This window comes from Pseudomonas sp. L7, assembly GCF_046605565.1.
Lineage (GTDB): Bacteria > Pseudomonadota > Gammaproteobacteria > Pseudomonadales > Pseudomonadaceae > Aquipseudomonas > Aquipseudomonas wayambapalatensis.
Window position 1 is genome coordinate 5,323,261 of sequence record NZ_CP176784.1, and the last position, 19,511, is coordinate 5,342,771.

The 19,511-nt window shown below is 65.1% G+C and carries 16 protein-coding genes; 5 read left to right on the forward strand and 11 right to left on the reverse strand.

Features of this window, described 5'->3' with window-relative positions:
* The first annotated feature begins 192 nt into the window (after window positions 1-192).
* Window positions 193-2,034, forward strand: coding sequence for a dihydroxy-acid dehydratase (gene ilvD, locus ACK3BK_RS24295; RefSeq protein WP_054891146.1), 1,842 nt, complete (start codon window positions 193-195; stop codon window positions 2,032-2,034).
* Window positions 2,035-2,228: 194 nt separating this feature from the next.
* On the opposite strand, the gene ACK3BK_RS24300 is transcribed toward ilvD, so the two are convergent.
* The gene (locus tag ACK3BK_RS24300; protein WP_202883555.1) at window positions 2,229-3,284 is read right to left on the reverse strand and encodes a haloacid dehalogenase-like hydrolase; all 1,056 of its coding nucleotides are present in this window, start codon (window positions 3,282-3,284) and stop codon (window positions 2,229-2,231) included.
* Between the two features lie 243 nt (window positions 3,285-3,527).
* Here ACK3BK_RS24300 and ACK3BK_RS24305 point away from each other — a divergent pair, with 243 nt between their 5' ends.
* Entirely contained in the window at window positions 3,528-4,919 is a 1,392-nt protein-coding gene (locus ACK3BK_RS24305; protein WP_186665552.1) for an L-cystine transporter, read from the forward strand.
* 56 nt (window positions 4,920-4,975) lie between these two features.
* On the opposite strand, the gene ACK3BK_RS24310 is transcribed toward ACK3BK_RS24305, so the two are convergent.
* The gene (locus ACK3BK_RS24310) at window positions 4,976-5,491 is read right to left on the reverse strand and encodes a dihydrofolate reductase (protein ID WP_411383471.1); all 516 of its coding nucleotides are present in this window, start codon (window positions 5,489-5,491) and stop codon (window positions 4,976-4,978) included.
* A gap of 54 nt (window positions 5,492-5,545) precedes the next feature.
* On the opposite strand from ACK3BK_RS24310, the gene ACK3BK_RS24315 reads away from it, so the two are divergent.
* Window positions 5,546-6,937, forward strand: coding sequence for a DUF2868 domain-containing protein (locus tag ACK3BK_RS24315; protein ID WP_411383472.1), 1,392 nt, complete (start codon window positions 5,546-5,548; stop codon window positions 6,935-6,937).
* Window positions 6,930-8,294 carry a GTPase/DUF3482 domain-containing protein gene (locus ACK3BK_RS24320; protein WP_411383473.1) on the forward strand — a complete coding sequence of 455 codons (1,365 nt, stop codon included), beginning with the start codon at window positions 6,930-6,932 and terminating at the stop codon, window positions 8,292-8,294. The genes ACK3BK_RS24315 and ACK3BK_RS24320 overlap by 8 nt, the downstream gene beginning before the upstream one ends.
* A gap of 179 nt (window positions 8,295-8,473) precedes the next feature.
* Here the strand turns inward: ACK3BK_RS24320 and ACK3BK_RS24325 are convergent, their stop codons facing one another.
* From ACK3BK_RS24325 to ACK3BK_RS24350, 6 genes are all read right to left on the reverse strand, one after another.
* Window positions 8,474-9,022, reverse strand: a complete 549-nt coding sequence (locus tag ACK3BK_RS24325) for a phosphonate degradation HD-domain oxygenase (RefSeq protein ID WP_288376429.1) — start codon at window positions 9,020-9,022, stop codon at window positions 8,474-8,476.
* Between the two features lie 51 nt (window positions 9,023-9,073).
* Entirely contained in the window at window positions 9,074-10,096 is a 1,023-nt protein-coding gene (locus ACK3BK_RS24330; protein WP_186665542.1) for a putative 2-aminoethylphosphonate ABC transporter substrate-binding protein, read from the reverse strand.
* Window positions 10,097-10,127: 31 nt separating this feature from the next.
* The gene (locus ACK3BK_RS24335; RefSeq protein WP_411383474.1) at window positions 10,128-11,852 is read right to left on the reverse strand and encodes a putative 2-aminoethylphosphonate ABC transporter permease subunit; all 1,725 of its coding nucleotides are present in this window, start codon (window positions 11,850-11,852) and stop codon (window positions 10,128-10,130) included.
* Between the two features lies 1 nt (window position 11,853).
* Window positions 11,854-12,912 carry a putative 2-aminoethylphosphonate ABC transporter ATP-binding protein gene (locus ACK3BK_RS24340; RefSeq protein ID WP_411383475.1) on the reverse strand — a complete coding sequence of 353 codons (1,059 nt, stop codon included), beginning with the start codon at window positions 12,910-12,912 and terminating at the stop codon, window positions 11,854-11,856.
* Window positions 12,913-13,065: 153 nt separating this feature from the next.
* Entirely contained in the window at window positions 13,066-13,935 is an 870-nt protein-coding gene (locus ACK3BK_RS24345) for a LysR family transcriptional regulator (protein ID WP_186710672.1), read from the reverse strand.
* 9 nt (window positions 13,936-13,944) lie between these two features.
* Window positions 13,945-16,197: a heavy metal translocating P-type ATPase gene (locus ACK3BK_RS24350; RefSeq protein ID WP_411383476.1), complete on the reverse strand. Its 2,253-nt coding sequence runs from the start codon at window positions 16,195-16,197 to the stop codon at window positions 13,945-13,947.
* A 99-nt stretch (window positions 16,198-16,296) separates the two neighbouring features.
* On the opposite strand from ACK3BK_RS24350, the gene cadR reads away from it, so the two are divergent.
* Window positions 16,297-16,740 carry a cadmium resistance transcriptional regulator CadR gene (gene cadR, locus ACK3BK_RS24355; protein ID WP_411383477.1) on the forward strand — a complete coding sequence of 148 codons (444 nt, stop codon included), beginning with the start codon at window positions 16,297-16,299 and terminating at the stop codon, window positions 16,738-16,740.
* A gap of 46 nt (window positions 16,741-16,786) precedes the next feature.
* Here the strand turns inward: cadR and ACK3BK_RS24360 are convergent, their stop codons facing one another.
* The 3 genes from ACK3BK_RS24360 to ACK3BK_RS24370 are packed head-to-tail and all read right to left on the reverse strand — an operon-like array spanning window position 16,787 to window position 19,411.
* Complete coding sequence (locus ACK3BK_RS24360; protein WP_411383478.1) at window positions 16,787-17,758, reverse strand: thymidylate synthase; 972 nt, start codon at window positions 17,756-17,758, stop codon at window positions 16,787-16,789.
* A gap of 50 nt (window positions 17,759-17,808) precedes the next feature.
* The gene (gene lgt / locus ACK3BK_RS24365; RefSeq protein WP_054891132.1) at window positions 17,809-18,618 is read right to left on the reverse strand and encodes a prolipoprotein diacylglyceryl transferase; all 810 of its coding nucleotides are present in this window, start codon (window positions 18,616-18,618) and stop codon (window positions 17,809-17,811) included.
* 10 nt (window positions 18,619-18,628) lie between these two features.
* On the reverse strand, window positions 18,629-19,411 hold the full coding sequence (locus ACK3BK_RS24370) for a sulfite exporter TauE/SafE family protein (RefSeq protein WP_411383479.1): 783 nt from the start codon (window positions 19,409-19,411) through the stop codon (window positions 18,629-18,631).
* Between the last annotated feature and the right edge of the window lie 100 nt (window positions 19,412-19,511).

The window sequence follows — 19,511 nt, forward strand, 5'->3', positions numbered from 1 at the left end:
CGCCAGCGGTGTAGAATCGGCCTATTCATCGCCAGACATCCCCAGGCGGGTTTATGAGCTCTGGCCAAGCACGCGGCGATCCCGCGCTGTCTTCGGCCCCATCCGTGCCAGCGGCAACCGGCCTTCGGCGCAAAGGACAAGAGAAGCTCACTCCCCTTTCCAGAGACCTGATTAAGCCGCCAGGAGTGCTTCATGCCTGATTATCGTTCCAAGACTTCCACCCAGGGCCGCAACATGGCGGGTGCCCGCGCACTGTGGCGCGCCACCGGGATGAAGGACGAAGACTTCAAGAAACCGATCATCGCCATCGCCAACTCGTTCACCCAGTTCGTCCCGGGCCACGTGCACCTGAAGGACCTGGGCCAGCTGGTCGCCCGCGAGATCGAGCGCGCCGGTGGCGTGGCCAAGGAATTCAACACCATCGCCGTCGACGACGGCATCGCCATGGGCCACGACGGCATGCTGTACTCGCTGCCGAGCCGCGAGATCATCGCCGACGCCGTCGAGTACATGGTCAACGCCCACTGCGCCGACGCCATCGTCTGCATCTCTAACTGCGACAAGATCACCCCCGGCATGCTGATGGCTGCCCTGCGCCTGAACATCCCAGTGATCTTCGTCTCCGGCGGCCCAATGGAAGCCGGCAAGACCAAGCTGGCCAGCCACGGCCTGGACCTGGTCGACGCCATGGTCATCGCCGCCGACTCGACCGCCAGTGACGAAAAGGTCGCCGAGTACGAGCGCAGCGCCTGCCCGACCTGCGGTTCGTGCTCCGGCATGTTCACCGCCAACTCGATGAACTGCCTGACCGAAGCCCTGGGGCTCGCCCTGCCGGGCAACGGCTCCACCCTGGCCACCCACGCCGACCGCGAGCAGCTGTTCCTCACCGCCGGACGCACCATCGTCGAGCTGTGCAAGCGCTACTACGGCGAGAACGACGAGTCGGTACTGCCGCGCAACATCGCCAACTTCAAGGCGTTCGAGAACGCCATGATGCTCGACATCGCCATGGGCGGTTCGACCAACACCATCCTGCACCTGCTGGCTGCCGCCCAGGAAGCGGAGGTCGACTTCGACCTGCGCGACATCGATCGCCTGTCGCGCAAGGTGCCACAGCTGTGCAAGGTGGCGCCGAACATCCAGAAGTACCACATGGAAGACGTCCACCGCGCCGGCGGCATCTTCAGCATCCTCGGCTCGCTGGCCCGTGGCGGCCTGCTGCACACCGACCTTCCGACCGTGCACAGCCGCAGCATGGAAGAGGCCATCGCCAAGTGGGACATCACCCAGACCGATGACGAAGCCGTGCACACCTTCTTCAAGGCAGGCCCGGCCGGTATCCCGACCCAGACCGCGTTCAGCCAGTCGACCCGCTGGGAAACCCTCGACGACGACCGCGAGAACGGCTGCATCCGCAGCTTCGAACACGCCTACTCGCAGGAAGGTGGCCTGGCCGTGCTCTACGGCAACATCGCCCTGGACGGCTGCGTGGTCAAGACCGCGGGCGTCGACGAGTCGATCCATGTGTTCGAAGGCACCGCGAAGATCTTCGAAAGCCAGGACAGCGCCGTGCGCGGCATTCTCGCCGACGAAGTGAAGGCCGGCGACATCGTGATCATCCGCTACGAAGGCCCGAAAGGCGGTCCGGGCATGCAAGAGATGCTCTACCCGACCTCGTACCTGAAGTCCAAGGGCCTGGGCAAGGCCTGCGCACTGCTCACCGACGGCCGCTTCTCCGGCGGCACTTCGGGCCTGTCGATCGGCCACGCTTCGCCGGAAGCGGCCTCGGGCGGCGCCATCGGCCTGGTCAAGGACGGTGACAAAGTGCTGATCGACATTCCGAACCGCTCGATCAACCTGCTGGTCAGCGACGAAGAGTTGGCCGCACGCCGTGTCGAACAGGACAAGAAGGGCTGGAAACCTGCCGAAGTGCGTCCACGCAAGGTCACCACTGCACTGAAGGCCTACGCCCTGCTGGCGACCAGCGCCGACAAGGGCGCTGTGCGTAACAAGGCGATGCTCGACGGGCTGTGAGGCTTTGAGGGTGTGAAAGAAGAACCGGCGCCTTGAGCGCCGGTTTTTTTATGCCTGTGGGAAAGTGTCGGCCCTTTCGCGGGCAAGTCGGGGCGCCGAACCGCCGCTCCCACAGGAGGGGTGGTCACCCTGTAGGAGCGGCGGTTCGGCGCCCCGACTTGCCCGCGAAGAGGCCGGCATAGGCGCTACAACGCTTACTGAATCTGCTCCGGCGTCACGATCACCCAGTTCTTGTCCGCCGTCACCGGCAACCCTTCCTTCGCCTGCGCCGCCGCATGCTTGGCGATCATTCCGTTCAGTTGGTCCATGTACTTGGCCTTGCGGTTTATCCACAGGTGGATGCCGCCCTTGCCCACGTCGACCCCATGAAACTGCATGTAGCCGTCGCTGGTCGGCGTATCGCCGCCTACCAGCACCGGTCGCTTCCACTCATCGATGTAGGTCAGGATGGCTGCCTGCTTGCCAGCCATCCAGGTGGCGGGTGTCCACAGATAGGGCGTCAACTCCAGGCCCTCGTTGGCCTTGGCATCATAGTGGCCTTCGCTGATCTGCTTGCGCGCCGTGGTCAGCGCGCCGCTGGCGCGGTCCTTGAGCAGCAGGCTGACGCCGATCACGTTCTGCGGCTTGACGTTGTAGCCATACTTGGGATCGGACGCGACCATGCGCACCAGCTCCTCGGACGCGGCCGAGATCACGTAGACCTCGATGCCGTTCTCCATCAGCTTGTTGTACAGCTCGGCCTGGCCGGTGAAGACCTTCGGCGGCTGCACCTCGATACTCTTGACCTGATCGCCTTCGAAGTAGGTGCTGGGAACCGGCTTGTTCGAAGCCATCAGCTCATCGACCTGAACCTTCAGTTCCTTGAGCGTGAAGCCCGAGAACACCTGCGCCACCCAGGGGTAGCAGACCATGTCATCGATTTCGCACAGGCGATAGTAGTAGCTGAACAGGCTCTCCTTGTGCTCGGCGGTATCCTTGAACGGGATCAGCTTCAGCGAAGGATCGAGCTTGTCGCGGGTCAGCAGGCCCTTGTTCTCCATGAACGGCAGCAGCGCTTCCTCAAGGTCGTAGCGATAGCTGGTGTTGTCCATGTCGAAGACCGCGTAGTTACCCTTGTGGGCATTGGCAGCGATCATCGTGTCGAGCTGTTTTGCGGCCTCGGCGGGCCAGTGCTTGAGTTCGGTAGCCGCCCAGGTGCTGGCACTGAGCAGTAGGGCGAGACCGCCCGCGAGGAGTTTCGGAGCAGACATCATGTGCGTTCTCCAGAGACATGGCCGCTCAAGCCTAGACCGCCTGCATGACAGGCAGACGTCTGGCACCGACCTCGAAAGAGCCCGAAACGGCATGTTCATTGCCAACCGCGACAGCCCGTTATTCCATAAGCGACTATCTAAATTACATTTAGATATAAATTCGTTTGTTTTCAGACTGTTAGCATTTCCGTTCGCAATCGCTCACAGAGGCGATTCCTACTTTTGCTTCACGGAGCTTCAATGAACCTGCCGCTTTCCCTCAACCTGCTGGCGTTCCTGGCCCTGCTGCTGGGCCTGGCGCAAACCCGTCGCACCGACTGGAGCCTGGCGAAAAAAGTGCTGCTTGGCCTGGTGCTGGGCGTCCTGTTCGGCCTGGTGCTGCACAGCCTGTACGGCGCAGGTCATCCGGTGCTCAAGGCGACCATCGCCTGGCTCGACCTGGTCGGCAACGGCTATGTCGGCTTGCTGCAGATGATCGTCATGCCGCTGATCTTCGCCTCGATCCTCAGCGCGGTGGCACGTCTGCACAACGCCTCGGCCCTTGGCCGGATCAGCGTGCTGAGCATCGGCACCCTGCTGCTGACCACAGCCATTGCCGCACTGATCGGCATCGCCCTGACCAACCTGTTCGGCCTCAGTGCCGAGGGCCTGGTCGCAGGCGTCCAGGAAACCGCGCGCCTGCAGGCCATCAACAGCGACTACGCAGGCAAGGTCGCCGACCTCAACATCCCGCAACTACTGCTGTCGTTCATCCCCAGCAACCCGGTGGGCGACCTGGCCCGGGCCAAGCCGACCTCGATCATCAGCGTGGTGATCTTCGCCGTGTTCCTCGGCCTTGCTGCCCTGCAACTGATCAAGGACGACAAGGACAAGGGCGAGCGCGCCCTGTCGGCCATCGACGTGCTGCAGGCCTGGGTCATGCGCCTGGTGCGCCTGGTGATGAAGCTCACGCCTTATGGCGTCCTGGCGCTGATGACCAAGGTGGTGGCCAGCTCGAACCTCGATGACATCCTCAAGCTGGGCAGCTTCGTGGTGGTGTCGTACATCGGCCTGGGGCTGATGTTCGTGGTGCACGGGGTGATCCTGGCGTTCACTGGCGTCAGCCCGCTGCGCTTCTTCCGCAAAGTCTGGCCGGTGCTGACCTTTGCCTTCACCAGCCGCTCCAGCGCCGCCAGCATCCCGCTGAACATAGAGGCGCAGACGCGCCGCCTGGGCGTGCCACAGTCGATCGCCAGCTTCAGCGCATCATTCGGCGCGACCATCGGCCAGAACGGCTGCGCCGGCCTGTATCCGGCAATGCTGGCGGTGATGGTGGCGCCGGCCGTGGGCATCGACACCTTCGATCCACTGTGGATCGCGACCCTGGTAGCCATCGTCACCCTGAGCTCGGCAGGGGTTGCCGGGGTCGGAGGCGGCGCGACCTTCGCCGCGCTGATCGTGCTGCCGGCCATGGGCCTGCCGGTCGAGCTGGTGGCGCTGCTGATCTCGGTCGAGCCGCTGATCGACATGGGCCGCACCGCGTTGAACGTGAATGGCTCGATGACCGCAGGCGTGGTGACCAGTCAACTGCTCAAGCAGACCGACCAGCAAGTACTGGCCGGGGACGAGCATGCCGAGCTGAGTCACTCCTGACCGACACTTGTCGGGCATTCGTGGGGGCGGGCTCACCCGCTCCCACAGGACAGGCTCTATCGCTTATCCCACACCTCGAAGTGATACACCGGCTTGCCTTCCTCGACCTGCCGTTCGGTCGATACCAGCGCCCACTGCGCCGCGTCGAACGCCGGGAACCAGGCATCCCCTTCAGGCGCCAGCTCCACCCGCGTCAGGTACATCCGGCTCACCAGCCCCTTCTCCAGCGCCTGCCCGTAGAGCTGCGCCCCGCCGATCAGCATCAGCTCATCAACCCCGTGCTCGCGCGCCCACTGCTCGGCACGCGCCACTGCCACGTCCAGCGAGGCGAATACCTCGGCGCCTGCCAGCGTCAACCCGGGCTGGCGGCTGACGACGATGTTCAAGCGCCCTGGCAGCGGTCGCCCGAGCGAATCCCAGGTCTTGCGCCCCATGATGATCGGCTTGCCCAGGGTGGTGGCCTTGAAGTACTTGAAGTCCCCCGGCAGGTGCCAGGGCATGGAGTTGTCGATGCCGATCACGCGGTTCTCGGCGAGCGCCGCGATCAGGCTGAGGGGGAGTGATGTGTTCATGCCAGCGAGGATAGCACCCGGCACGTGGGTTATGCTTGGACCTCGACCCGTGCAATGGAAGACCTTGTGACTGCACCGACCGAACTGGACAAACGCTGGCTCACCGAAGCGGTGCGCCTGCGCGAAGAACACGCCGGGCCCCTGGAAGACCAGGAAGCCAACCGCCGCGCGCGCCAGCAAGGCGGCGACCTGGCGACACGCATCGAGCATCGCGCACTGTGGCTGGCCGAGCGCGACGGCATGACCCAGGCCCTGCGCCACTGGAAGCAGGGGGCACGCCTGGCCCTGCTGGCCCTGATGATCATCGCCGTACTCAGCGGCGCGGGCCTCGGTCTCGCGGCGCTGGGTGACGGCCAACGCCCGGTGAATGTGTTCTGGGCGCTGGGCAGCCTGCTGGGCCTGAACCTGGTGATGCTGATCGGCTGGGCCCTGGGCTTTCTCTTCGCGGGCGAGCAGGGCGCGGCCTTGGGCCGGCTCTGGCTATGGCTCAGCGAACGCTTCGCCCGTGATGCCAAGGCCGCGCACCTGGCCCCCGCCCTGCTGGTGCTGCTGCAGCGCAAGCGCCTCAATCGCTGGCTGCTCGGCCTGCTGGTGCATGGCCTGTGGCTGCTGGCGATGAGCGCGGCGCTGGGCATGCTGCTGGCGCTGCTGGCGACCCGACGTTACGGCTTCGTCTGGGAGACCACCCTGCTCGCCGCCGAACCCTTCATCGCCCTGACCAACGCCCTCGGCGCCCTGCCCTCGCTGCTGGGTTTCAGCATTCCCGACGAAAGCATGATCCGCGCCAGCGGCGCGACTTTGCCGAGCCTGGACATCGCCCGTCAGGCCTGGGCCAGCTGGCTGCTCGGCGTGGTGCTGGTGTACGGCCTGCTGCCACGTCTGCTGCTGGCCATCCTGTGCCTGTGGCGCTGGCGCCAGGGCCGCAGGCAACTCGCCCTGGACCTCAGCCTGCCAGGCCATGCCCATCTGCGTGAAGCGCTGATGCCACGCAGCGAGCGCATCGGTGTCCAGGACGCCGCCCCCGAGCACCTGCCGCAGTTCGAGGCCGGCCAGCTGGAAACCGGCAGCAGCGGCGCCCTGCTGGTGGGCCTGGAGCTGGACGACCAGCGCAACTGGCCGCCCAAGCTGCCGCCCACGGTGACTAACGCCGGTGTGCTCGACAGCCGCGAATCGCGCAACAAACTGCTCGAGCAGCTCAGCCGCTTTCCTCCGGCGCGCCTGGCCATCGCCTGCGATCCGCGCCGCTCGCCTGATCGTGGCAGCCTGGCGTTGCTCGCCGAACTCGCGCGCAACGCAGGCGCCACACGCATCTGGTTGCTCCAGGCCTTGCCTGGCCAGGCACTGGACGCCGCCCGCCTGGGCGACTGGCACGAAGCCCTCGATCGCCTCGGCCTGCCCCACGCCGACACCTCGCCCCTGACCTGGCTGGAGCATGGCCATGACTGATCCGCTCAAGCTGGCCGTGGTCGGCCACACCAACGTCGGCAAGACTTCGCTGCTGCGCACCCTCACCCGTGATGTCGGCTTCGGTGAGGTCTCCCATCGCCCCAGCACTACCCGCCATGTCGAAGGCGCGCGGCTGTCGGTGGAGGGCGAGCCCCTGCTCGAGCTCTACGATACCCCCGGCCTGGAGGACGCCATCGCCTTGCTCGACTATCTGGAGCGCCTGGAGCGTCCCGGTGAACGTCTCGACGGCCCAGCCCGCCTGGAACGTTTTCTCCAGGGCAGCGAGGCACGCCAGCGTTTCGAACAGGAAGCCAAGGTGCTGCGCCAGTTGCAGGCGAGCAATGCCGGTCTTTACGTGATCGACGCACGCGAGCCGGTGCTGGCCAAGTACCGTGATGAACTGGAGGTGCTCGCCAGTTGCGGCAAGCCGTTGCTACCGGTACTCAACTTCGTCGCCAGCAGCCAGCACCGCGAGCCGGAGTGGCGTGAGGCCCTGGCCCGCCTGGGACTGCATGCGCTGGTGCGGTTCGACAGCGTGGCCCCGCCCGAGGACGGCGAGCGCCGCCTCTACGAAAGCCTTGCCCTGCTACTGGAGAAATCCCGCCCCGCCCTGCAGCGCTTGATCGACGACCAGCAGGCCCAGCGCCAGGCCCGCCAGCACAGCGGCAAGCGCCTGATCGCCGAGCTGCTGCTCGACTGTGCCGCCTGCCGACGCAGCGTCGAGGCAGAGCCTGCCGCTGAAGCCAAGGCCATCGAGGCGCTGCGCCAGGATGTGCGCCAGCGCGAACAACGTTGTGTCGAGGCGCTGCTCAAGCTCTATGCGTTCCGCCGTGAGGATGCCAATGCCGGCGACCTGCCGTTGCTGGATGGTCGCTGGGGCGATGACCTGTTCAACCCCGAAACCCTGAAGCTGCTGGGCGTACGTCTGGGCAGCGGTGTGGCCGCTGGCGCGGCGGCCGGGGCTGGTGTCGATCTGCTGGTCGGCGGCCTGACCCTTGGCGCTGCCGCGCTGGCGGGGGCCATTGCCGGCGGCGCACTGCAAACTGCGCGCAATTACGGATCGCGGTTGCTGGGCAAGCTCAAGGGTCAGCGTGAACTGACCGTGGATGACAGCGTGCTGCGCTTGCTGGCGCTGCGCCAACAGCAACTGATGCTCGCACTGGACAGCCGTGGCCATGCCGCACAGGACAGGGTGCGGCTGGGCGAGCTGGATGAAAAGGCCTGGCGCGAGGGCAAATTGCCGGAGGCGTTGACCAAGGCGCGGGCGCATCCACAGTGGTCGACGCTCAATCCGGGCGCACGAGTGAACCAGGCCGAGCGCCAGGAGCAGCTTGAGGCGTTGGTGTCACAGATCTGAAGCGCTCCTCTGTAGGAGCAACTGTCTTGCTCAAAAATCTGAGGCCTGCCCAACCCCGGTGGGAGCGGGCTTGTCCCGCGATCACCGGCGTAGCCGGTGCCATGCATCGCGGTGTTCCTTTCGCGGGCAAGTCGGGGCGCCGAACCGCCGCTCCTACGCGCTAACGAGTGCACCCAATCTCAGATCAAGGCCAGCGCCTTCCCTTTCAACACCGCCATGTCCAGCACCGGCACCCCGACCTCCTTGGCCATCTCGTCCCACTCACGCATGCGCAGGCTCACCGCAAACAGCGGGTCGCGCTCGAAGGCATCGGCCTCGGCATCGCTCATCACGCCCCCCTGGTAACCCAAGGTGCGCCGGCTCGCCTCGCTCAGCCGCTGGTAATAGCCCGGCTTGCGCAAGGTCAGGTAGCGCTTGGCCTCCACGTGGAACTCCACCAGCCGCGCCATGCGTTCGCCGAACCCACAACGGCGCAGATACTCGGCGCCGATACGCTCATGGCTGACCACACCATACCCACCCATGCTGGCGTCACCGCCGCAGAGGTGGCCGATGTCGTGGAAAAACGCAGCGAGCACGACCTCGTCGTCGAAGCCTTCGGCCATGGCCAGTTGCGCGGCCTGGGACATGTGCTCGATCTGGGTGATGGCTTCGCCGATGTAGTCGTCGGCGCCGTGGCGCTCATACAAGGCGAAGGTGTTGTCGATGATCTGGGCTGAGGTGGGCATCGCGGTAGGGTCCTGGCGTCGTGAGGATAGGCCTGTTGAATGCAGTGCTACTTACTGTGCCACCTTCTCCGACTTGCCGTCGTAGCGCTTGCGCCATTCGGCCAGGATCTGGTCGCGGTGCTTCGACGCCCAGGCAAAGTCGTTCTTGATCAGGCGTTGCTCATAGTCGGCCGGCAGTTCGGTCTGCGGCTTGGCGATGCCCGGCGCGGCCAGCACGGCGAAGTTGTCCTTGTACAGCTCCATGGCCGCTGGGCTGGCCGAGAAATCCGCCAGGCGCTTGGCTGCGTCAGCCTTAGGCGTGCCCTTGATCACCGCCGTGGCCTCGATTTCCCAGCCCAGGCCTTCCTTGGGCAGCACGATGTCCAGCGGCGCACCCTGGCGCTTGAGCTGCACGGCCGGGTACTCGAACGAGATGCCGATCGGGAACTCGCCCGCCGCCGCCAGCTTGCAGGGCTTGGAACCAGAATGGACGTACTGCCCGATGTTCTGGTGCAGGGCGTCCATGTAGGCCCAGCCCTGGGGCTCGCCGAAGGTCTGCAGCCAGGCACTGACATCCAGGAAGCCGGTGCCGGACGAGGCAGGGTTGGGCATGACGATCTTGCCCTTGTACTCGGGCTTGGTCAGGTCCTGCCAACTCACCGGCTTGCTCAGGCCCTGCTTCTCGGCCTCGATGGTGTTGAAACAGATCGTCGCGGCCCACACGTCCATCCCCACCCAGGCTGGCGGGTTGGCGGCGTCGCGGTAATTCGGTGCGATCTTGCCCAGGTCTTTCGGCGCGTAGGCATCGAGCATGCCGTTCTGATCGAGGATGGCCAGGCTGGAGGCTGCCAGGCCCCACACGGCGTCGGCCTGCGGGCGGTCTTTCTCGGCCAGCAGCTTGGCGGTGATGATGCCGGTGGAGTCCCGCACCCATTTGATCTCGATATCCGGGTTGGCCTTCTCGAAGGCCTGCTTGTAGCTCTTGAGCTGCTCGGCTTCCAGGGCGGTGTAGACGGTCAGCTGGGTGGCGGCCGCCGAGGCGTGCAGGCTGAACACGGCAGATACGGCAGCAACAAGGGCAAGTGGCTTGAACATGAGGCAGCTCCTTATGAGGTGGAGAGTCGGATCAGGATTTGGGCGCGCGCTGGCGCCATGCCTGGGAGCGGCGCAACAGACCGCGCGAGGCCCCCGCCAGCAGCAGAGAGGCCGTGGCGCTGGTGAGCAGGATCAGGGTGGACATCGCCGCAGCACCGCCAACGTTGCCGGCATCGTCCATGTTCAATACGGCGACGGCGGCCAGGATCGTGTCGGGGCTGTAGAGGAAGATCGCCGCCGACACCGTGGTCATCCCGGAGACGAACAGGTAGCGCACGATATCCAGCAGTGCAGGCAGGCAGATCGGTACGGTGACGCGCAGGTAATGCCGGTACAGCGGCGCCTTGAGCGACAGCGCAGCCGCTTCGAACTCACCATCGAGCTGGCGCAGCGCAGTGCTTGCGGTCATCTGTGCGGTGGTCAGGTAGTGAGCGATGGTGCAGAGCACCAGCAACGCCATGCTGCCGTAGAAGACATGCAGCGGGTTGCCGGCGAGGTTGAAGAAGAACACGTAGCCCAGGCCCAGGACGAGCCCTGGCACCGCCATCGGTACGAAGCTGAGCAGGCGCAAGGCTTGGTTGAGCACGCGCTGGCCTTGGGTTTTCTCCATCAGGTAGGTGCCGGTAAAGATCACCACGCTGCCGATCACGGCGCAGCACAGGGCCATGGTCACGCTGTTGCGGTAGGCCAGCCAGCCGCCACCAGCGGTCTCGTCGAACAGGTAGTGCTTGAACGAAAGCGTCAGGTTGTAGGGCCAGAAGGTGACCAGCGACGAATACACCGCCATGCCGATCACCCCCAGCAGCGCTGCGCAGACCAGCACCACGATGGTCAGGAAGCAGGCATCGCGACGACGCGAAGGCTGGGGCTCGAATACCTGCGCGCGCCCGCTCATCGCCTCGCCCTGGCGGCGGCGCAGCCAGGCATCGACGCTGAAGCTGAGCAGCGCCGGCACCAGCAGGACCATGCCGATCAGGGCGCCACGGCCGAACTGCTGTTGGCCGACCACCGCCTTGTAGGCTTCCAGTGCCAGCACCTGATAGTCGCCACCGACCACCACCGGCACGCCAAAGTCGGTGATGGTCAGGGTGAACACCAGGCAGAACGCGGCGAACACCGCTTGGCGCGTGGCCGGCCAGGTGATGCTGCAAAAGGCCCGCCACGGTCCTGCGCCCATGCTCAAGGCCGCGTCGAACAGCCTCGCATCGGCGAGCGACAGCGCCGACAGCAGGATCATCAGGGCATGCGGGAAGGTGTAGATCGCCTCGCCGAGCACGATCCCCCAGAAGCCATAGATGTTGTCGCTCAGCAGTGCACGCAGCAGGCCCTGGTTGCCGAACAGGTAGACCAGCGCAATGGCCGGCAGCATCGACGGCGCCAGCAGCGGCAGCAATGAAATCCCGCGCCACAAGCCCTTGGCCGGGATCAGCGTGCGTTGCAGGGCATAGGCGAACACGTAGGCCAGCGGCACGACGATCAGCGCCACGCTGAAAGCCACTGCCAGGCTGTTGCCGAGCAGCCAGCGAAAGTTGTCGCTGGCAAACAGCTCGGCAGCCGCCTGCAGGCCACCGCCCTGCCCCGCCTCGCCGCTGAAACCACGCCAGAAGATGGCCAGCAGCGGCATCAGCACGGCCAGCAGCAGCAGAAGCAACAGCAGGCTCTTGCCACCGACCACGAACAGGCGATCACCTAGGGCGATGCCACCACCTGGTGCGGCCTTGACGGCGGCCAGCGATACGCTCATGGGCGCGGCCATCTCAGGCAAACACCTGCAGGCTCTGCGGTGGCAGGGCCACCCAGATATCCTGCGAGCCCAGGCGCGGCATGGCTTCGGGCGCCAGCTCCGCGAGCAACGCGTGCCCCGGCAAGGCCTTGAGCTCGAAGCTCATGCGGCAGCGGTTGCCGAGAAAGGTGAGCTCACGCACCTTGGCCGGAAACAGGTTCTCCTCGTGTACCACCGGATTGACCATGATCGCCTCCGGGCGGCAGAACAGCCGGCCACTGCGTGCACTCGCCGCGCCCGGAGCCAGACGCATGCTCATGCTGCCCACCTGGGCGTGGCTGTCGTCATGGCGCTGGAACGGCAGCCAGTTGCCCTGACCGACGAACTCGGCAACGAACGGTGTGGCAGGCCGGTCGTAGATATCCTGCGGGGAGGCGTACTGCTCGACCTGCCCGTTATTCATCACCGCGATGCGGTCGGCCATCAGCATGGCCTCGTCCTGGTTGTGGGTAACCATCAGCGTGGTGATGCCCAGCTTGCGCTGCAGTTGGCGCAGCTCGGTGCACAAGTGCTCGCGCACCCGCGCATCCAGCGCCGACATTGGCTCGTCGAGCAACAGCACCGACGGCGCTGGCGCCAGCGCACGGGCCAGGGCCACACGCTGCTGCTGGCCACCGGAGAGCTGGCTGGGATATTTCTTTTCGCTGCCGGCCAGGCCGACCAGCTCGAGCATTTCGGCGACGCGCTGACGCGACTGGTCGCGGCTGCCATCCGTCAGGCCATAAGCGATATTGGCTTCGACGGTGAGGTTGGGGAACAGCGCGTAGGACTGGAACAGGATGCCGTAGTCACGGGCCTGGGGCGGCAGATCGGAAATATCCCGTTCGCCGATGTACAGCGAGCCACGGTCCTGGCGTTCGAGGCCGGCGATGCAACGCAGCAGGGTGGTCTTGCCGCAGCCGGAGGGGCCGAGCAGGCAGACCAGCTCGCCGGCGGCAATGTTCAGGGACACGTCGTTCAGCGCAGTAAACGCGCCGAAACGCTTGTGGATGCCGCGCACGTGCATGTGTGCGCCCGGAGTGGTGTGGTTCATGGCGGGGCCTCATCGAAGAGATGAGGGCCATGCTAGGAAGGCTGTGCGAAGGTTCTGTGGCGATTAGGGCAAAGCAGGTGATAGTGGCATTGGCGGATTTTGGTTGAGGGCCTGCGAACACAGGCATGGCACCGCGAACAAGCTACAGGAAATCTAGAACCGAGCCCCCGCCACTTCCTGCGCTACCCCAAGAAACGCCGCCGGCAAGCGCGCCTGGCGCCGCTCCTTCAGGCAATACAGGTACTCGTGCATCAGCGGCGCACCCTCCAGCGCCAGCACCCGCAACTCCGGGGTCAGGGGCACTTCATGGCGGGCAATGACACTGATGCCGATATTGCGCAGCACCGCTTCGCGAATCGATTCGCGGCTGCCGATTTCCAACAGCGCACCGGCCTTCACCCCGGCCTCCTGCATCATCTGCTCGGTCAGCTTGCGCGTGGTCGAACCCGGTTCCCGCATCAACAGGCAATGCCCGGCGAGGCCTTCGATGCCCACTGCCTGACGCTGCGCCAGCGGATGGCTGCGGTGCACGGCCACGACCAGCGGATCGCTGCCCAGCACCCGGCGCACCAGGCGCGCATCCTCGACCAACTGCGACGAGGCAGCGATATCCACCCGGTACTCCTCGAGCATCTCCAGCACCTGTTGCGAGTTGCCGATCTCCACCGCCACCTCGACCTGGGGCAGGCGTTCGCGGAACACCTTCACCAGGTCGAGAATGTAGTAAGGCGCGGTGGCCGCGACCCGCAAGCTGCCCTGGGCCTGGCCGCTGTTGCGCAGTTCGAACTCGATGTCCGCCTCTTGCTGCAGCAAGGCCTTGACCCGCGGCAGGAGCCTGGCGCCCTCCTCGCTCAGCACCAGGCGTCGGCCCCCCCGGTAGAACAGCTCGACCGCGTACTGGCTCTCCAGGTTGCGGATCTGCGTGGTCACCGTGGGCTGGCTGAGCCCAAGCTTCTTCGCCGCCAGCGTGATGCTGCCCAGGCGGGCCACCATGTAGAAGGCTTTGAGCTCCGATGCGAGCATGGCACCTCGTTATTTGCGCAACAGGCGCAAGCCGTTGAACACCACCAGCAGGCTCACGCCCATGTCGGCGAACACTGCCATCCACAGGGTGGCCATGCCGGCAAAGGTGATTGCCAGGAATATCGCCTTGACCCCCAGTGCCAGGACAATGTTCTGGATGAGGATCGCAGCGCTCTGGCGCGACAGCCTGACGAACGCCGGGATTTTGCGCAAGTCGTCGTCCATCAGCGCCACATCCGCGGTTTCGATGGCGGTGTCGGTGCCGGCCGCCGCCATGGCGAAGCCGATCTCGGCGCGGGCCAGGGCCGGGGCGTCGTTGATGCCGTCGCCGACCATGCCCACGCGGTGGCCTTGAGCGTAGAGGTCTTCGATGGTCTTGAGCTTGTCGGCAGGCAGCAGGTTGCCCTCGGCGCGGTCGATACCCACCTGGGCAGCGATGGCCTGGGCCGTGTGCGGGTTGTCGCCGGTCAGCATGACCGTCTTGATCCCCAGCTCATGCAACTCGGCGATGGCCTGGCGGCTGCTGTCCTTCACGGTATCGGCCACGGCGAACAGTGCCAGCGGGCCGGAGCGGTCGAGCAGCAGCACGACGGTCTTGCCTTGGCGCTCGAGCTGGTCGAGCTGAGCTTCCAGCGCAGGCGAGCACAGGCCCAGTTCCTCGACCAGTCGATGGTTGCCCAGGTGATAGGCCTGGCCATCGATCTCGCCACGCACACCGCGCCCGGCCAGCGCGGCGAACTCCATGACATCGCTGAGGGCGATGTTCTGCGCCTTGGCATGCTGGGCAATAGCGCGCGACACCGGGTGGTCGGAACGCTCTCCCAAGCTCGCGGCCAAGGCCTGGGCGCGATCCTCGAACAGCGGGTCGAGCGCCTTGAAGTCGGTCTGCACTGGCTTGCCGTGGGTGATGGTGCCGGTTTTGTCCAGGGCCAGGAAGTCCAGCTTGCGCCCGCCCTCGAGATAGACACCGCCCTTGATCAGGATGCCCTTGCGCGCCGCCGCAGCCAGGCCGCTGACGATGGTCACCGGGGTCGAGATCACCAGCGCGCACGGGCAGGCCACCACCAGCAGCACCAGGGCACGGTAGACCCAGTCGAACCAGGCACCGGCCATGAACAGCGGCGGGATGATCGCCACGGCCAAGGCCACGGCGAACACGGCGGGGGTGTAGATGCGCGAGAACTGATCGACGAAGCGCTGGGTCGGCGCCCGCGCGCCTTGCGCCTCTTCCACCGCCTTGATGATGCGTGCCAGGGTCGATTGCCCGGCGCCAGCCGTGACGCGGAACTCAAGGGCACCGGCCTGGTTGATGGTGCCAGCGAAGAGTTTGTCGCCCACAGTCTTCTCGACAGGCAGGCTTTCGCCGGTGATCGGTGCCTGATCGACGCTGGATTGCCCACTGACCACCTCGCCATCCAGGCCGATCCGCTCGCCCGGGCGCACCCGCACCCGTGCACCGATGGCCACCTCACGCACCTCGACCTCACGCCATTGGCCATCCGCTTGTTGCACGGTGGCCATATCTGGCGTCAGTTGCATCAGGCCGCTGATGGCGTTGCGCGCCCGGTCCAGCGAGCGTGCCTCGATCAGTTCGGCGATGGTGAACAGCACCATGACCATCGCCGCCTCCGGCCACTGGCCGATCAGCACGGCACCGGTCACGGCGATGCTCATCAGCGCGTTGATGTTGAGGTTACGGTTCTTGAGCGCGATCCAGCCCTTCTTGTAGGTGCCCAGGCCGCAGCCGAGGATGGCTGCCAGTGCCAGTAAGGCCACCACCCACTCGGGCGCCAGCGCGGAGAAGTGCACGATTTCGGCGCCAATCGCGGCAATACCCGACAATGCCAATGGCCACCAGCGGGTCTTGTGGGCAACAGGGGCGCTGGCGCTGCCATCGTCGTCTGCAGCCAGGCGCTCGGCCTTCATGCCCAGGCTGTCGATGGCACGCTCGATCTGCACGGTGCCGTCGAGGGTGTGGCGCACGCCGAGGATGCGGTTGATCAGGTTGAACTCCAACTGCTCGATGCCAGCAAGCTTGCCCAGCTTGTCCTGGATCAAGGTCTGCTCGGTCGGGCAGTCCATCGCTTCGATGCGAAAACGGCTGAGGCGCGCCTGGTCACTGGCCTTTTCGGTCAGTTGCACGAAGGCCGGCGCCGCTTTGCTGGCACAGCAGCTGTGGGCCTGGGTGTCGTGGCAGGAGGACTTGGCGCCATGCTCATGGCCATGATCGTGCTTGTGGTCGTGACTGACAGGCTGGTTCATAGGTTCGCCCTGATGGAGAGTGCCCACTGACGGGGGGTTGTTGCCAAGTGAACACCCTGTAGCCACTATAGGGTCAAGCGATCCAATGGAGATTTCGTCATGAAGATCGGAGAACTGGCCAAGGCCACCGACTGCGCCGTGGAAACCATCCGCTACTACGAGCGCGAGCAATTGCTGCCCGAACCCGCCCGCACCGACGGCAACTACCGCCTGTACACCCAGGCCCATGTGGAGCGTCTGACCTTCATCCGCAACTGCCGAACCCTGGACATGACACTCGACGAAATCCGCAGCCTGCTGCGCCTGCGCGACACCCCCGAAGGTGCGTGCGGCAGCGTCAATGCGCTGATCGATGAGCATATCGAGCATGTACAGGCGAGGATCGATGGTTTGATGGCGCTGCAGACGCAGCTGGTGGAGTTACGCAGGCAGTGCAATGCGCAGGGGGATGAGTGCGCGATCTTGCAGCAGCTGGAGGTCAATGGTGCGGTGTCGATGCCGGAGACCGAGCATTCGCATGTGGGGCGTAGTCACGGGCATTGAGGCCGGTAAAGGCCTCTGCCCGTGAAAAGAGCGACGCGGCCTCGAATCAGACCGCCATCGGCGCCGTCATCGGCGCATGATGCTCATACCCTTCCAGCCAGAAATCACTCGGCTCGATCTTCTCCAGCCACTCCGGCTCATACACACCGGTGTCGGCAAACGCCGGCACACGGTCGCTGATCACCAGCCTCGGTGCCTCCAGCGGCTCGCGCTTGAGCTGCTCGTTGAGCATGTCCAGGTGGTTCTCGTACACATGGGCATCGCCGATGAAGTAGGTGAACCAGCGCGGGGTATAGCCGGTCAGGCGCCCGAACAGCGACAGCAGGGCCGCACCTTCGGTGAGGTTGAACGGTGTGCCCAGGCCCAGGTCATTGGAGCGAATGTAGAGCGTGAGGGAAATTTCCTTCGTCTCGACATTGGGATGGAACTGGTACAGCAGATGGCAGGGCGGCAGCGCCATCTCGTCGAGCTGGGCGCAGTTCCAGCCGTGGAACAGGATGCGTCGGCTGCCCGGATCGTTGGCGATGGTGTCCAGGCACTGGCGCACCTGGTCGATGGCCTTGTAGAGGATGACAAACGCCTGGCCGTCTTCCTCGTCCTTGGCGATCTGGCGGAAACCGGCCTTTTCCGCCATTTCGATGGCGGCCGGGTTGCTCAGCGGGATGCGCTTGTAGCCCGGCCACTGGCGCCATTGCACGCCATAGATCTCGCCGAGGTCGTCATGACCCTGGCGGAAGGGGTTGGCCAGCCATTGGGCGTTCTCGTTGGCGTTCTGGTCCCAGACCTTGCAGCCGAGGTCGCGAAACTCGCCGGCGTTCTTCACGCCGCGCAAGAAACCGACCATCTCGCCGATCGCCGACTTGAACGCCAGCTTGCGTGTGGTGATGGCCGGGAAACCCTTCTGCAGGTCGAAGCGCAACATGGCGCCCGGCAGGCTGATAGTGCGGATACCGGTGCGATTGCCCTGCAGCGTGCCGTTCTCGATGACGTCGCGAACCAGGTCTAGATACTGTTTCATGGCCTACCTGTGGCAAGCACGGCAGGGGGATCGCCCCTGCCGTGGGATTTTCAGTGGGCGGGTGTCGCCGTGGGTTTGCGATTATAAGCCCACCAGATCAAGGCGAGGCCAGCGACGATCATCGGTATGCAGAGAATCTGACCCATGGTCAGCCAGCCCCACGCCAGGTAACCCAGCTGTGCGTCCGGCACGCGAACGAATTCGACGATGAAACGGAAGATTCCGTAGAACAGCGCGAACATGCCGGAAACCGCCATGGTGGGGCGTGGTTTGCGCGAGAACAGCCAGAGGATCAGGAACAGTGCCACACCCTCCAGTGCGAACTGGTACAGCTGCGAGGGGTGACGCGGCAACTGCGCGGGATCGCTGAACGGCGGGAAGATCATCGCCCATGGCACGTCGGTCGGCTTGCCCCACAGCTCGGCATTGATGAAGTTGCCGATACGTCCGGCACCCAGGCCGATCGGCACCAGCGGCGCGACGAAGTCCATCAGCTCGAAGAACGACTTGTTGTTGCGCTTGCCGAACCACAGCGCTGCCAGCATCACGCCGATGAAGCCGCCGTGGAACGACATGCCGCCTTTCCACACTTCGAAGATCAGCGTCGGGTTGGCCAGGTACTGGTGCAGGTCGTAGAACAGCACGTAGCCCAAGCGCCCGCCGACGATCACGCCCATCGACAGCCAGAACACCAGGTCGGAGAGCTTTTCGCGGTTCCAGGTCGGGTCGAAGCGGTTCAGCCGGCGCGAGGCGAGCAGCCAGGCACCGCCGATGCCGATCAGGTACATCAGGCCGTACCAGTGGATTTTCAGCGGCCCGAGGGCCACGGCCACGGGGTCGATCTGCGGGTAAGGCAGCATGGTGGTTCCTCTAGATCAAAAAGCTAAGGCCGACGCAGAACAGCAGCGCGGCAAACAGGCGCTTGAGCAGGCGCGGCGACAGCTTGTGCGCCAGACGCGCGCCGAAGCGGGCGAAAAACATGCTGGTGACGGCAATGCCGACCAGCGCGGGGAGATAGACGTAGCCCAGGCTGTGCGCGGGCAGATGAGTTTCGTTCCAACCCAGGATCATGAAGCTCATGGCACTGGCCAGGGCAATCGGCAAACCGCAGGCCGACGAGGTGGCCACGGCCTTCTGCATGGGCAGGCTTCGCCAGGTGAGAAAAGGCACCGTGAGCGAGCCACCGCCGATACCGAAGATCGCCGAGGCCCAGCCGATCACCCCACCCGCCGCGATCAACCCAGGCTTGCCGGGGATGCCACGGCTGGCCTTGGGCCTGAGGTCGAGGGCCATCTGCAGCGACACCAGCAGGGCGAATACGCCGATGATCTTCTGCAGCATCGGCCCCTGGATCAACGAGGCGGTCTTGGCGCCAATGCCGGCGCCGATGAGGATGCCGACAGTCATCCACAGGAACACCGGCCACTGTACGGCCCCCTTGCGGTGGTGCTCCAGCACGGCATTGATCGAGGTGAAGACGATGGTCGCCAGCGAAGTCCCGACCGCCAGGTGCGTGAGGATCGAGGCATCGAAGCCCTGCAGGGTGAAGCTGAACACCAGCACCGGCACGATGATGATGCCGCCGCCCACGCCGAAGAGCCCGGCCAGTACGCCGGCGCAGGCGCCCAACAGCAGATAGAGTACGAATTCCATTCGCAGACCCTGTGAATACGATCCGGCATGGTAACGGAAGCCGGGGCTGCGCCTCTAGTGAACTCTGTGTCAGGTGATGGAAGTGCAGGCAGGCTGTGGG

Excerpts from the sequence above, each read along its gene's own strand:
- ACK3BK_RS24300 (WP_202883555.1), bottom strand. The coding sequence starts at position 3,284 with ATGTCTGCTCCGAAACTCCTCGCGGGCGGTCTCGCCCTACTGCTCAGT.
- ACK3BK_RS24310 (WP_411383471.1), bottom strand. The coding sequence starts at position 5,491 with ATGAACACATCACTCCCCCTCAGCCTGATCGCGGCGCTCGCCGAGAAC.
- ACK3BK_RS24350 (WP_411383476.1), bottom strand. The coding sequence starts at position 16,197 with ATGAACCAGCCTGTCAGTCACGACCACAAGCACGATCATGGCCATGAG.
- lgt (WP_054891132.1), bottom strand. The coding sequence starts at position 18,618 with ATGCTGCCTTACCCGCAGATCGACCCCGTGGCCGTGGCCCTCGGGCCG.
- ACK3BK_RS24370 (WP_411383479.1), bottom strand. The coding sequence starts at position 19,411 with ATGGAATTCGTACTCTATCTGCTGTTGGGCGCCTGCGCCGGCGTACTG.
- ACK3BK_RS24305 (WP_186665552.1), top strand. The coding sequence starts at position 3,528 with ATGAACCTGCCGCTTTCCCTCAACCTGCTGGCGTTCCTGGCCCTGCTG.
- ACK3BK_RS24320 (WP_411383473.1), top strand. The coding sequence starts at position 6,930 with ATGACTGATCCGCTCAAGCTGGCCGTGGTCGGCCACACCAACGTCGGC.
- ACK3BK_RS24315 (WP_411383472.1), top strand. The coding sequence starts at position 5,546 with ATGGAAGACCTTGTGACTGCACCGACCGAACTGGACAAACGCTGGCTC.
- ilvD (WP_054891146.1), top strand. The coding sequence starts at position 193 with ATGCCTGATTATCGTTCCAAGACTTCCACCCAGGGCCGCAACATGGCG.
- ACK3BK_RS24335 (WP_411383474.1), bottom strand. The coding sequence starts at position 11,852 with ATGGCCGCGCCCATGAGCGTATCGCTGGCCGCCGTCAAGGCCGCACCA.
- ACK3BK_RS24340 (WP_411383475.1), bottom strand. The coding sequence starts at position 12,912 with ATGAACCACACCACTCCGGGCGCACACATGCACGTGCGCGGCATCCAC.
- ACK3BK_RS24325 (WP_288376429.1), bottom strand. The coding sequence starts at position 9,022 with ATGCCCACCTCAGCCCAGATCATCGACAACACCTTCGCCTTGTATGAG.
- cadR (WP_411383477.1), top strand. The coding sequence starts at position 16,297 with ATGAAGATCGGAGAACTGGCCAAGGCCACCGACTGCGCCGTGGAAACC.
- ACK3BK_RS24330 (WP_186665542.1), bottom strand. The coding sequence starts at position 10,096 with ATGTTCAAGCCACTTGCCCTTGTTGCTGCCGTATCTGCCGTGTTCAGC.
- ACK3BK_RS24345 (WP_186710672.1), bottom strand. The coding sequence starts at position 13,935 with ATGCTCGCATCGGAGCTCAAAGCCTTCTACATGGTGGCCCGCCTGGGC.
- ACK3BK_RS24360 (WP_411383478.1), bottom strand. The coding sequence starts at position 17,758 with ATGAAACAGTATCTAGACCTGGTTCGCGACGTCATCGAGAACGGCACG.